The 12,530-nt window shown below is 72.2% G+C and carries 9 protein-coding genes, 1 tRNA gene and 1 pseudogene; 3 read left to right on the forward strand and 8 right to left on the reverse strand.

The window, feature by feature from the left end; translation table 11 throughout:
* A pseudogene (locus ACFVWU_RS29420) lies at positions 1–428 on the forward strand (SDR family NAD(P)-dependent oxidoreductase); the annotation flags it as partial.
* An 80-nt stretch (positions 429–508) separates the two neighbouring features.
* Positions 509–625 (forward strand) — tRNA-OTHER (locus ACFVWU_RS29425).
* Between the two features lie 867 nt (positions 626–1,492).
* Here the strand turns inward: ACFVWU_RS29425 and ACFVWU_RS29430 are convergent.
* The 8 genes from ACFVWU_RS29430 to ACFVWU_RS29465 all read right to left on the reverse strand — a co-directional run bounded on the left by ACFVWU_RS29430 (position 1,493) and on the right by ACFVWU_RS29465 (position 9,476).
* Positions 1,493–2,332: an endonuclease domain-containing protein gene (locus tag ACFVWU_RS29430; protein WP_387626571.1), complete on the reverse strand. Its 840-nt coding sequence runs from the start codon at positions 2,330–2,332 to the stop codon at positions 1,493–1,495.
* Positions 2,333–3,194: 862 nt separating this feature from the next.
* Positions 3,195–4,448: a threonine/serine exporter family protein gene (locus ACFVWU_RS29435; protein ID WP_387626573.1), complete on the reverse strand. Its 1,254-nt coding sequence runs from the start codon at positions 4,446–4,448 to the stop codon at positions 3,195–3,197.
* A 322-nt stretch (positions 4,449–4,770) separates the two neighbouring features.
* Entirely contained in the window at positions 4,771–5,676 is a 906-nt protein-coding gene (locus ACFVWU_RS29440) for an oxygenase MpaB family protein (protein ID WP_387626575.1), read from the reverse strand.
* 236 nt (positions 5,677–5,912) lie between these two features.
* Positions 5,913–6,515: a WhiB family transcriptional regulator gene (locus tag ACFVWU_RS29445; RefSeq protein WP_380610051.1), complete on the reverse strand. Its 603-nt coding sequence runs from the start codon at positions 6,513–6,515 to the stop codon at positions 5,913–5,915.
* Positions 6,516–6,595: 80 nt separating this feature from the next.
* Positions 6,596–7,141: a hypothetical protein gene (locus ACFVWU_RS29450; RefSeq protein ID WP_387626577.1), complete on the reverse strand. Its 546-nt coding sequence runs from the start codon at positions 7,139–7,141 to the stop codon at positions 6,596–6,598.
* Positions 7,142–7,289: 148 nt separating this feature from the next.
* Positions 7,290–7,856 (reverse strand): sigma-70 family RNA polymerase sigma factor, encoded by a 567-nt coding sequence (locus tag ACFVWU_RS29455; RefSeq protein WP_387626579.1) that lies wholly within the window; start codon positions 7,854–7,856, stop codon positions 7,290–7,292.
* Positions 7,857–8,247: 391 nt separating this feature from the next.
* The gene (locus tag ACFVWU_RS29460) at positions 8,248–8,991 is read right to left on the reverse strand and encodes an anti-sigma factor family protein (protein ID WP_387626581.1); all 744 of its coding nucleotides are present in this window, start codon (positions 8,989–8,991) and stop codon (positions 8,248–8,250) included.
* Positions 8,988–9,476, reverse strand: a complete 489-nt coding sequence (locus ACFVWU_RS29465) for a sigma factor-like helix-turn-helix DNA-binding protein (RefSeq protein WP_387626583.1) — start codon at positions 9,474–9,476, stop codon at positions 8,988–8,990. The genes ACFVWU_RS29460 and ACFVWU_RS29465 overlap by 4 nt, the downstream gene beginning before the upstream one ends.
* Before the next feature lie 274 nt (positions 9,477–9,750).
* On the opposite strand from ACFVWU_RS29465, the gene ACFVWU_RS29470 reads away from it, so the two are divergent.
* Positions 9,751–12,528 carry an ATP-binding protein gene (locus tag ACFVWU_RS29470; RefSeq protein WP_387626585.1) on the forward strand — a complete coding sequence of 926 codons (2,778 nt, stop codon included), beginning with the start codon at positions 9,751–9,753 and terminating at the stop codon, positions 12,526–12,528.
* Positions 12,529–12,530: the final 2 nt, after the last annotated feature.

Below are 12,530 nucleotides of genomic sequence, written 5' to 3' on the forward strand. Positions count from 1 at the left end.
GAACACCCGGCCCTGTCACCGAAGTGACCGATGAGGCCTACCAGGCCACCTTCGACACCAACGTCAAGGGAACACTGCTCTGTCTGAAGCACGAGTTCCGGGTCATGAGGGAACAGGGCGGCGGCAGCATCGTCAACGTCAGCTCCACCCTCGGCCTGATGGGCTACCCCGGGGCGGCCCTGTACGTCGGGAGCAAGCACGCCGTCGTCGGCATCACCAAGTCGGCCGCGCTCGAAGGCGTCGCTCACGGTATCCGGGTCAACGCGGTCGCGCCCGGCTACACCCGGACCGCCATGTACGACCGGTTCACCGGCGACGACACGGCGCGTGCCGCGGTCGATTCGGTGCTGCCCATGCACCGGGCGGGTGCCCCGGAGGAGATCGCCGAGGCCGTCCAGTACCTGGGTTCCGACAAGGCGAGCTACGTCACCGGGCACATCTCCTTGTCGACGGCGGCCTCATGGCGGGTGGCCCCCTGTTCCCGAGCGCGTGAATCGCGAGGTCGGCGCAGGCCGTGTCGGCCTCGGCGACGCGCCCGCTCGACGGGATGTTCCGGTGCTCATCATGCCCAAGCGGGGGCCCGCTGGGGCTCAAGGGGTCGCAGGTTCAAATCCTGTCGTCCCGACGTAAAGTCGCAGGTCAGAGGCTGTTTTTCTCTGACGGTGCGACAGCGTCGATGCTAGCCTCTCACAACTTCTCACAATGGCCTGCACTTGATCTTGTCAAGTGCGGGCCACCTGTGGTTCTGTCGGTTCCAGTGCCGGTTGGGATGAGTGGGGCGAAGTCTGGATGTGCCCTGCGTCCCCACTTCGCATTCTCGCGGGCGAGCTGCAGGATCAACTTCTTGAGTGCCGACCTGATTGGTGGTCGTCCGGTGCGAATGCGCCGCGCGCTGTAGTCCCACTTCGCCGTGACGAGTCTGCGATGCCAGGCCAGCAGAGTACCGGGCGTGATCGCGAAGACCGCGTGCCACCGGGGACGGGGTATCAGGCTGGAGAGCGCGGCCAGCCGGAAGCGGTCCGCGGGCTCGTAGTGGACTGGGTCGGTGATCTGACGACGCAGTGCAGCGTTCGCATGCCGGAGCACGAGTAATTCGGCATCCTTCGCTTGTGTCGCGGCGTGGCAGCACCCTGGGGACGAACAACAGCTTGCGGGCCACCTTGTACAGCATCGAAACGATCAAGCGGACGTGGCGTCAGTCGAAATTGCCCTATCGCTGCCACCTGCAGCGATGACTTTTCGAGCCCAACAGGCTTGACGCATCATCCGAGGTCAGCCGCAGTGAAACCGCTTGGAGCTCTACGGACGGGCAGCAGCTCCGGCACCGCAGACGCCGGCCTGCCACCTGGGTCCTCGCCGTGCCCATACGGCTCACGCGGCCTGGTCGGAGCCGACAGCGCTCAAGGCCCGGCCTCCCCAGCCGTCAGCGAAATCACCAGCCCTGACGTGCCCTGTCCCACCTGGTCGGGGAGGAACACGCCCCCGACTACGCTCAGAACAGCGCCAGGCCCTCGCTGTTGGTGTCCGGAACGACGGGGCGGAACTGCGCTGGGGCGGTGTCATGGCGGCCGGGTCCTGCGGCAGCGGCCACCGCCGGGGCTGTCTCGGCCAGCCAGGTGCGGAATCGGTCGACGGCTTCGCGGTAGGGGACTTGGGCCAGGATGCGGTGCTCCCCGCTGGGACAGTAGTCCACACTCAGGGTGATCATGCAGGAGCGGGGAGCGTTGTGACTGCCTGTCCAGGAGGCGCGCAGTTCACCGCAGGGCTTGCGTCCGCGGGAGCTGTGGGGGGTGCGGTGGGTCGGGCGCAGCGGTTCGCCGACCAGGAGTGCGGTCAGTGCTGCCAGGTGCGGCAATGGCAGCGTGGTGCGGGCGCGGCAGCCGGGGCAGCGGTGCCAGTGTCGCAGCCAGTCCTCGGCGTGGGTATGGAGGAGGGGCGCGTAGCGGCTGGTCACGTAGACGTCGTTGCGGTAGAGGTAGTTCGGTCGTTCCCGCGTGTTGCAGGACTGGCAGAGGGGCGCGCGGACGTAGCCGTGCTCGTGGCAGTGGTCGACCGCGAGGGCAGGTGCTTCCTGGCAGACGGCGCACCTCCACCCGGACACCTCCAACTTGGCGCGCTTCTTGCTGAGCACCGAGTAGACGTGGCCTTCCAGCTCCCCGTTGTACGGGCGCAGCGTGGTTGTGCGGCAGTCGGGGCAGATCGTCTGCCAGCTGCTGCCGGCCGGGATCCGCCACTGCTCGGGCTGGTCCGCCACGGAGCCGCACCTCTGGCAGGTCCGCGCGGCCAGCAACCACCGCTGCTCGGCGTGCTCGGCCGCGTCCAGCACCTTCACCAGCGTGCGAGGTAGCCACCACGTGTCCCCTGCCCCCGCTCCGGTCCGCTCCATCAGAGACCGGCGCCAGTCGATCCCCGCCAGATGCGGCAGATGGTCGCTGTCGCGCAGTAACCGCCCAGGGGCAGCATCGACGCGGGCTCGGGCCCATTCCTGGCCCAGGCGCCGACGCCACTGCAGCGCCGGCGCCTCCCTCTGCCCCGCTTTCAGTGACCCGCGGAAAGGAGCGACACGGACCAGGCCGACCCCGCTCACCGTGACCGCACGCAGCTCCTCGGCCGCCCGGTGCACATCGGCCTCTTGAACATGCCACCGGCCGCCGACTCCCTTCACCGTCGGCACCGCACGTGCGCCAAGCAGCACGTACCCCACCCGCGGATCGGCCGGGGAGCCGGTGAACGCTTGCCCAGCGGCCGGGAACACACTGTCGGCCATCAACTCGGGCCACAAGGCATCGGCGACGGCCAGGGGCAAAAGGTGGCCCGTGCGGCGCGGAGTGGCGCGGTGCGGCATGCCCGGCACGCTATCAGGCACCACGGACACGAAGGTCCGACACTGGTAGTGCTTGCGGCCCTGCGGGCTCGTGAGGTAGCTCGCGAGCCCGCGGCCAACGCCCGCCCAGGCCAGCTCGCTGGCTCGGCGACCCGACCGAGAAAGGCAGCGTGAAGCGGTTCTGGAGCGCTACGCGTTCCAGGCCGCTGGCATCCGTGCTGCACATGCACTGCAACCGGATCTTCGCCTCCGATCCCCGGCGGCTCGAGTTCCTGACCCATGAACCGTGCGAGCGGGCGGGTGGCGGGCCGTGGCGTTCGCCGATTGCGCCACTCGTGTGAAGCCGGTGGCATCGCGGCTGTCGGCGTGGTCAGGGCCGCGGCCGCGGCGGAGCGGCCGTGGGCTGGGGAATCCGGCTGACAACCGAGCCGATCAGCGTGCCGATGGAAACCCCGAACATGGCGGACACGGCTGCGAGCACGGCGTGTGCCCCGTTGGCGACCTCGATCTGTGCGGTGTTGAGCAGGCCGAAGGAGCCGGGCACCACGACCCAGAACGCGGGAAGGTACAGCACCTGCCAGGATGAGCCGCCCCATAGCCAATGCGCGACGGTGGCCGCAGCCGCGGCGGCGACCGCGCCGGCCAGGCCGCCCACTGCCGCGCCGTTGGCGGAGCCCACCGTCACCTGGACGCCGGCCGCCACCGCGATCACCGCGACGATCCACGGGATGGCCGGCGGCGGCGTGTTGACGTTGATCACGAGCCCGGCCACGGCGAGCGCCAGTCCCAGGCAGATCACCCACCAACTGGGTGTGGCCACCTGGGTGTCGGCCAGCGCGGAGACGGGAACACCGGTGACGGTGGCGGCGGCCACCACGCCGGTGAGGAAGAGCGCCAGTTGCACGGAGCCGGACACCAGCCTGGCCGTTCCGGCGCTGGCCGCACCCGCAGCGATCTCCGACAGTCCGGTCACCAGAAGAGCGCCCGGCAGCAGGACCGCCAGGGTGGCGACGATCGTGCGCAGCGGACCGTCCAGCAGTGCGAACCGGGCTGCTCCCAGCACGAGAACGGAGACGAGGAAGCCGGCGGTGACCGGCAGTAGTGGCCGCAGCAGCGGCAGCCGGCGAGCCGTCATGGTGAGGCCCGCCACGAGCAGCGAGCCGATCGCGGCGGCGAGGACGTTCGACGCCACCGGTTGCAGGTAGAGACAGAGCCCCACCCCGACCGGCACCATCCCGAGGTCCGCGACCCAGGCGGGCCAGCGCGCCGGTGCCCGGCGGATCGCGTCCAGGTCGCGCAGCGCCCGGTGCCCTTCGAGTCCGCCCGCGCGCAGCCGGTGCACCACGTCGAGGAGGTCGGCCGTCTGCTCGAACCGCAGTGCGGGGCCGACGGGCTCGAACGCGGTTGCGTCGTCCGCGCTCAGCGCGACGAACAGCCCGGTGGTCAGGGCGGCGACCCGCACATCGGGCGCTCCCAGCGTCCGTCCGAGCCCGCGCAGTTCCTCCTCCACATCGTGGACGGGCAGGCCGCCGCTCAACAGGCCTGCACCGAGTTCGAGCAGGAGGCGGCGCCGCGGGTCGGCCGGGGAGTCGGGACCGCGGTCTGGCGGAACTGTGCTGAACATGGCGCGTACGGTCGTGTGCAACCTTTTTCCGTTTTCTACGTGTACGGGGCCGCCGTGGTGGCGATGCGGCGGCTGTGAAGCATGCGCATCGGTCGCGACTGGCCGATGCGCGACCGGTACGCCCGGGGCAGGGCCACCGGCACCGGTGACTGACCACCAAGACAGGGCGAGAGCCCGACTGCTGTCAGAAGTCCGTCATGAAGATCTCCTCGTGATCCGGGACGCGCTGTGTGCGTCGCTCAGCCTGGATGACGGCCCCGGCCAGGCCGATGTTCAGAGGGAAGCCGCGACGAAGATCACTGCGCCGACGCTGAACCGGGCCTCACTGGCTGCGATCAGTCGCCGTAGGCGTGGTGCGCCCACGCAGTCGGCGGCGGGAGGGCAGCGCCGTCCGTCCCAGTCGTTCGACGGCCTGGTGCAGATCGCGGGTGGGGAAGCCGAGCCGGGTGCGCCACGGGACCAGCAGAGCCGTGGCCCGAGCGGTGCGCAGCATCCCGGTCGCCACCGTCGCGGGCCGGCCGGGCCGGCCGTAGAGGTCGTGGGCCCACGAGGGCATGAGCGAGTAGCCGAGGCGGGAGGCCGCGCTCCAGATGGGGCGCAGCGCGCGGTGCGGCCCGTGCAGTGGTGGGCGGGAGACGAAGCGGTGGATGTCCAGTGCCTCGGCGGAGGCGGTCAGCACGGGCCGCATGCCCGCCAGGTAGTCCTCCAGGTCGGCGACCGACCCGGGGGCATCGTCGGGGGCGAGCCCTACCAGTGCCGCGATGCGCCGCTGTTCGCGGACGTAGTCGTCCGCTTGCCGGGCGCGCAGCGGCAGGCCGCCTCGTTGGACGGCGTGCAGGTTGGACCTGACCAGCGCGCAGTGGACCCACAGCAGGAGGTCCGGGTCGTCAAGCCGGTGCACCGCGCCGCTGCGCGGATCGTGGATGCGCAGCCGCTCGTGCACGGCCCGCACCCGGGCGCCGGCCTGTTCCGCCCGGGCACGGGTGCCCCAGGTGGTGGCGACGATGAAGGAGCCGGTGCCGAAGAGCCGGCCGAAGGGGTCCGTCTCGAACGAGGAGTTCTGGACGATGCCGAGAGCCGCGAGGGGATGCAGCGCCTGCAGGTGGAGTGCGCTGATCCCACCGGCCCACATCGCGGGATCGGCGTGCAGGTGCCAGGTCACCGAGGACGGGCCGAAGAGCCCACAGTCGGCGGTGTCCCGGCTGGTCGGGGTGGCAAGGGTCTTCACGGTCGGCCTTTACTGCTCTGCCCGGGCAGGGATTTCCTGCACCCGCCGTCTTACGGACGTGTGCAGACACTGGTTCACCGCGACGAATCGCCGGTCACCGCAGGGTCGATCTCCTCAGATCAGCAGCAACTCTTCCTCCCCTGGTCAGGTACTTCGGTGCTCGAACGGCTCCGGCCGCGAGAGTGCTCACCTGCCGGCGGCTACGGCACCGAGTCTCTCCGACTCGGTAGCTCCCATCAGGCGGCGTGCGGCAGTCCGCCCGGAGGCCGGCGCCAGTGGGCGGTGGGGTCCGCAGGCCGGCGGCGGCCCTCGGGGAGGGCGGGCGGCTGGTCGGTGCCCACCAGGTCGATCACCCACAGCACCCGCCGGGCGACCCGCAGCACGGCCCGCAGTTCTGACGGATCGATGCCGAGAGCGCGACAGATCCGCTGCTCGCTCCAGCCGGCCCTGACCAAGGTGGCCGCGACGGCGGGCCGGTCCTGGCCCCGGACCCGCACCGGCTCGCCGTGCTGAAGCCGGGCCGGCACCCCGGCGGGCAGGCCGCGGAAGTTCTGCACCTGCTTGAGCAGCCCGCGGCGCTCCTGTCCGGTGAGGCCGCCCCACACGCCGTACAGTTCGCGGTCCCGGACCGCCTGACGCAGGCACCTGCGGCGGACCGGGCAGGCCCGGCAGATCTGCTTGGCCCTGGTCACCCGGGCTTCGGCAGGGGGTCCGCCGCCGCCGCGGTTGTCCGGGAAGAACAGCTCCGGGTCTACGTACCGGCAGGCGGCGTCGGCCATCGGGTCCTCGCCGGCCCGGTCCGCCGGCCAGAGCCCGGCGTGCGTTGGGGCACCGGACATGGAACTCACCCTTTCGAGAGAAGGCGTGGACAGCGGAGGGCACGGTGGCCGGTCAGACGGCGCGCCGCTCCCGGGGCTGCTCAGTAGCCGTAGCCGTTGCCGCTCTGGACGGCGCTGGCGGCGGGTGTGGCTGCGGGGGCCTTCGTGCCGGTGGGCGTGCTCGCGAACCAGGTGCCGCCGACGCCCTGGCCCTTGGTGTCGCCGGGCTTGGCGTCCGAGGCGTAGCGGTAGAGCGGCCAGCCGCCCAGGGTGAGCTGCTTGGTGCCGTCGGTCCGGGTCACGGAGCCGATCAGCGCGCTGTCGACGCCCTGTGCCCGGATGTGCTCCGCGGCGGGTACCGGCGGCCAGGTGGTGGCACAGGCACCGGTGCAGTTCGAGGCGGAGGGATTGGCGGTGTCCTTGTCGAACCGGTAGAGCGTGTTGCCGTCGGCGTCGGTGACGATCGGTCCGAGCGTGTTCGAGCCGGCCGCCACGAGCGCCGGGCCGCCGGAGGCCGCGGCGGAGGAGGCCGGGGCGGAGGCGGGCGAAGCGGTCCCCGAGGTGCCGTCGGACCCGCAGGCGGCGACCAGAGTCAGGGCGGCGACGCCGGCGACGGCGAGCAGGGCGGTACGGCTGAACGTGGGCATGGTGGCCTTCCTGGCTGACAGGTAGTGGGAGGCGCGAGGCGGTCTTCGTCGTCGCCCGCATCCCTCCTTACGGACCGAATGGCGGCGGGTCTCAATTCCGTTCGGAATTTCTTCGCCGAATTCGCGTACCCGTCCGGGAAGAGCGCCGCTACAGCGGCAGGCCGTGCTCCTGGAGCGCCAGGCGCAGGGCGCGGATGGCGTAGAAGCATCGGGACTTGACGGTTCCTTCGGGAACCCCGAGCAACTGCGCGGTCTCGGCGAGCGAGCGGTGGTTGAAGTACAGCTCGGTGAGTACGGTCCGGTGCGCTTCGCTGAGCGACGCCAGGGCCTGGCGGACCGACCAGTTGTTCAGCAGCCGGTCGATCTCGTCGCCGAGCGCGGCCTTCTCCGCGAAGACGGAGAAGTCCGGCGCACCCACCTCGGTCGGCCGGCTGCCGCGGGCCCGCAGGTGGTCGATGAGCAGGTTCCGGGCCACCCGGTAGAGCCACGGAAGCGGCGTGCCGTGGTCCGTGGTGAGGATCTCCGGGTGGCGCCAGGCCCGGACGAAGACCTCCTGGGTGAGGTCCTCCGCCAGCTGGGCGTCGCCGAAGGTGCGCTTGACGATGTAGCTGTACACGGCCGGCTGGTGCGTGGTCAGCAGGGCGTGGAATTCGGCGTCGGTCATCCGCGGCCCGGTCGCGGGAGCGGCCTGAGGCTGGCGGGCGAGCTGGGTCATGAGGGTCCTCTGGTGCGGTGGTGCCTGCTCTCTCTGGCGAGGCATACCGAGCCTCCCGGCCGCCCCGATCGCGCACATCCGCCAACTGGCTCCGCAAGCGCGCGGTCCGCGCCGTTTCGCCGGGGTGACGGCACGTCCGGGGCGCCGGCGTGCGCGACGAACGTCGGATTTCGCGGGTCGAACGGTCGCCCGCTCGTCCCGGTGCTCCGGCGGCCGGGCCGCGATCAGGCCTTCGTCACCGCGCTGACCTGCGACGATGTGCCGGTTGGCGGGGTTTCGTGACAGTTCCGTTCAGCGGGCGGCGCCGCCGCGCCGCGGACGGTGGTCGAAAACGCGAGAACGGCCCGGTCCAGTGGACCGGGCCGTCCCCTTCGTCAGGGGCGGAGCGGGTTCAGACGGGTACCGACACCAGCCGGCGGCCGTCCGCGGCGCGGACCTCGAAGTGGTCGAGCTGCGGCCGGGTCAGCGAGGTGCCGCCGTGGACGACCAGCGGATCGGGGTGACCCGCGACGCCGTACCCGGGCGACGGCACCGACCAGTTGGTCACCGGCTCCCGCTCGCCGCTCTTGGACACCGCCACCAGCGAGCAGACCAGCGGCCCGTCGACGCCGCTCAGCTGGAGCGCGACATGGGTGCCCCAGGCCTTGTCCTCCAGGCCGACCGTCCCCGTGACGCCGGTCACCGCCTCGGTGGCGGTGTGCTGTTCACCGGTCATCATCAGCATCGCGGCCGGGCTGGGCATCGAAGTGACCGGGCCGCCGGCCACCGGCCGACCGGAGTCGGACCACAGCGCGACGAAGGGCAGCGCGACCAGCAGCGCGGCGGCAGTGGTCAGCGCCGCCACGGTCCGCCAGGTCGCGCGGTGCCGCTCCCGGGCGACGTCCCGCAGCAGCTCGTGCAGCAGGTCGTCACCCGGCGGGCCTGCGACCGGCGTGCGGCTCTCGCCGGCGACGGCGGGCTCCAGCGGCTGTCCGACGAGCGGGAGCAACAGGTCGCGCACCGACTGGAAGGATCCGATCTCGCTCAGGCACTGCTCGCAGCCGAGCAGGTGCTCCTCGAACCGGTCGGTCTCCGGCTCGTCCAGTCCGCCGAGTACGTAGGCGCCCAGGTCGGCGCAGGCGGGACCCCGGTTCACCGGGCCGACTCCTGCTCTTCGATCGCGAGGACAAGGCGGTGCAATCCGTAGTACAGACGGGACTTCACCGCCTGAGGCGGAACGCCGAGGGCCTCCGCGGCCTGCTGCACGGTCCGGCCCCTGAGGAAGGTCTCGACCAGGGCGTCCCGGTGCTCGGACGGCAGTCCGGCCAGCGTGTCCGCGATGACCGGCGGCCCGACGGGCGGCCGAGCGGGCTCGGGCTCGGCCGGGGCACCGCGGCGCCTTCGCAGCAGCCCGAACCGCGGGCGGGCGGCGGACCGCCGACGCAGCTCGTCGGCCAGCCGGCCGCCGATGTCGGCACCGGCCGCAGCGGCCGGGCGGCGCAGAGCGCCCATCAGGGCAGCCCGGAGCAGCGAACCGGCCCGCTCCCGGTCACCGTCTGCGAGTGCGAGGGCCTGCGGATAGGCCGCAGCGGCGTGCCGCGCGTACAGCTCGCGCACCAGCCGCTCCTGAGCATGCTTCATCAGCCTGACAATCTTCCGGGGCAGCAGTGGGAGCGCCCGGCCGGGCCGCCTCCCACTCGACGTCCTCTCACCTTACGGACGGGCCGGGCGTCCGGTTCAGCGTGATCCCCGTCACGGTCTCGCCACTTCGCTCGCGCCACCGGTCGGCGGCAGGCGGACGTCCGGCCGGTGTCCAGTACCATCCCCGCGTGAGTCTGACAATCGGTTGAACGGCTCTCTTTTCAGGTCAAGGGCGAACAGACAGGGCAGGGCAGCGGCCAGCATGCGGAAGACCATGACGGAATCCCCCTCGGTGCCGCTGTTCGGACGTGACACGGAGCTGGCCCGGCTCACGGAGCTGCTGCCGCAGGCCCGGCAGGGGTACGGCGAGGCCGTGCTGATCGAGGGCGAGCCCGGGAGCGGCAAGACCACCCTCGTCCAGGCACTGGAGGCGGACGCGCTCGCGGCCGGCTTCACCCTCGTGCGCGGCTGTTGCGACGAGGCCGCCGGCGAGTTCCCGTTGCTGCCCGTGCTCGACGCGCTGGGCGTCCACCGCCGTGGCGAGGACGCCGCCCGCGCGGAGATCCGCCAGTTGCTGCGCACCGGCGCGGGGGCGAACCAGGACGCCATCCCGGCCCTGATCGAGCGTCTGCTGGGCCTGGTCGAGACGGCCTGCGAAGAACGCCCGGTGCTGCTCTTCATCGACGACCTCCAGTGGGTGGACGACGCCACCGCCATCTGGTGGCAGCGGCTCGCCCGGCAGGCCGACCAACTGCCGCTGCTGCTGGTCGGGGCGGTGCGCAGCCGGGCGGTCGGCGCCGCCGTCGACGCCCTGCGCCGCGGCCGCACCCGGCGCCAAGGCCCGCTGTTGCGCCTCGGCCCGCTGGACACCGCCGCGTTGACCGCGCTCGCCGAGCACCACCTCGGCGCACCCCCCGGCCCCAGGCTGACCCAGCTGCTGACGGGCACGGGTGGCAGCCCGCTGTGTGCCGTCGAGTTCCTCGGCCACGTCGGACGCGAGGGCCTCCTGCGGCCCGCCGCGGACGGCAGCCGAGCGGTCGACCTCGCCACCGAGCTGGTCGGTGCCACGCTGGCCGGAGCGGTCCGCAACCGCATCAGCCATCTCGGCCCCGAGGACCGCGAGTTCCTGCAGACCCTCAGCGTGCTCGGACCGGAGTTCGGCACCCAGGAGGCGCTGGCCGTCCTGGACGGCTCGGCCCGGGAGCTGGCGCCGAGGTTCACCGGCGCACAGGCGCTCGGCCTGATCGGCCTCCACGGCAGCACGACCGCCTTCCGCAACCCGCTGCTCCAGGAGCGGCTGTACGAGGACATCCCGCTCGCGCTCAGGGCGTCGCTGCACACCAGGGCCGCCGAGCGGCTGGAAGCCGCGGACGCCCCGCTGGACCGCGTGCTGCGGCAGCTGACCAAGGCCGCCGCTTTGTCGGACTCCTGGGCACCGCGAGGCAGTTGGTCGCGCACCTGGCTGCACGAGCACAGTGAGGCGCTGGTCAACCGGGCTCCCGCCATCGCCGTCGAGCTGCTTTCGCCGCTGCTCGACCCGGCGGCTCCGGACGGCCGGCTGTACCTGGCGGTGGTGAACGCCCTGCATCGGGTCCACCGGCTTGAGCAGGTGCCGGTGCTCTGCCGGCAGCTGCTGGCGTCCGACGCCGACCCCGCGACGGTCGGCGAGGCCAGCTTCCACCTGGCGATCCAACTGCACATTGCGGGGCGCCTCGTGGAGTCGGTCGACGTCATCGAGCAGGCTCTCTCGCGCGGTGACATCCCGCCGAGGTGGCTCGCCACGCTGCACGCCCAGCGCGGACCGATCGAGCACCACCTGGGACGGCCCGAGGCGGCGCAGCACCACCTCGACCGGGCGATCGAACTCGGCCGGTCCTGCGAGGCCTGGTTCGCGGTCGGCCTGGCCAACTGGTTCAGCGCGTTCTTCGCGGAGTCGGTGGACCCGCACCTCGCGCTGCAACGGATCGAGGACGCCATCGACGCGCTGCGCCGGGATCCGTCGGAGCGCTACACGCTGGTCATCGCGCTGTCGGGACGGCTCCGCGCGCTGCGCACCCTGGACCGCACCGCGGACATCGAGGACACCGTCGACTCGCTGCGGCGGACGACCGAGCACAGCGGCGGGGTCACCCCGCTCACCACCACGGTCGACCTGGCGAAGCTCCGCTTCCAGCAGGGCCGTTGGGACGAGGCGACGGCGGAGATCGACCATCTCGTCGACCAGGACACGGCCGAGCACTGGCTGCTCTTCGAGGTGCACGCGATGCTGGCCGCGATCGCGGCCCACCGGGGCGACGACGCGGCGCTGCGGCGCCACCTGGACCTCTGCGCCGACCGGCCGACCGGTGAGTTCGACTTCGACACCCGGCAGTTGCTGGCGCTGGCCAACGCGGTGGCGGCGGACCGGGCGGGCGATCGGAGCCGGGCGACCACAGCCCTGCTGGAGTGCCTGGACCCGGAGCGGATCCGCCAGCAGGGGATGCGCTTCCACTGGCTGCCGTACCTGGTCCGCTTCGCGCTGGCCGCGGGAGACCGTGCCGCCGCCGCCCACGCCGCCGAGGTCTGCCGTGCGGAGGCCGAGCACGCTGCGATCGTCTACTGGCAGCAGGCCGCCGCGCACTGCGAGGCCCTGCTCGCGGGCGACGCCGTCGCGCTGCTGGACGTGGCCGCGTACTACCAGCGCACCGAGCGCCCGCTGGAGCACGCCCAGACCCTGCAGGACGCGGCGCGCGCCTTCACCGCGTCCGGCGACCACCGGCAGGCCGAGGACGCGGCGGGCCGGGCCGCCGCCGAGTGCCGCCGGCTCGGGGTCCCGTACGGGGCGGACGCTCCGAGCGCCCGGCGCGAGTGGGGCTGGGAGTCGCTGACCGCCACCGAGCAGCGGATCGCCCGGATGGCCGCACAGGCGATGTCCAACCCCGGCATCGCGGCGGAACTCAACCTGCCGCGGCGCACGGTGCAGACCCACGTCTCGCGGATCCTCACCAAACTCGGGCTGCGCTCCCGGGTCGAGATCCCGCACCACATCCCGGCGGACCCGGCCGCGTGGTAGCC

The sequence above is a fragment of the Kitasatospora sp. NPDC058190 genome (assembly GCF_042883685.1).
GTDB lineage: Bacteria > Actinomycetota > Actinomycetes > Streptomycetales > Streptomycetaceae > Kitasatospora.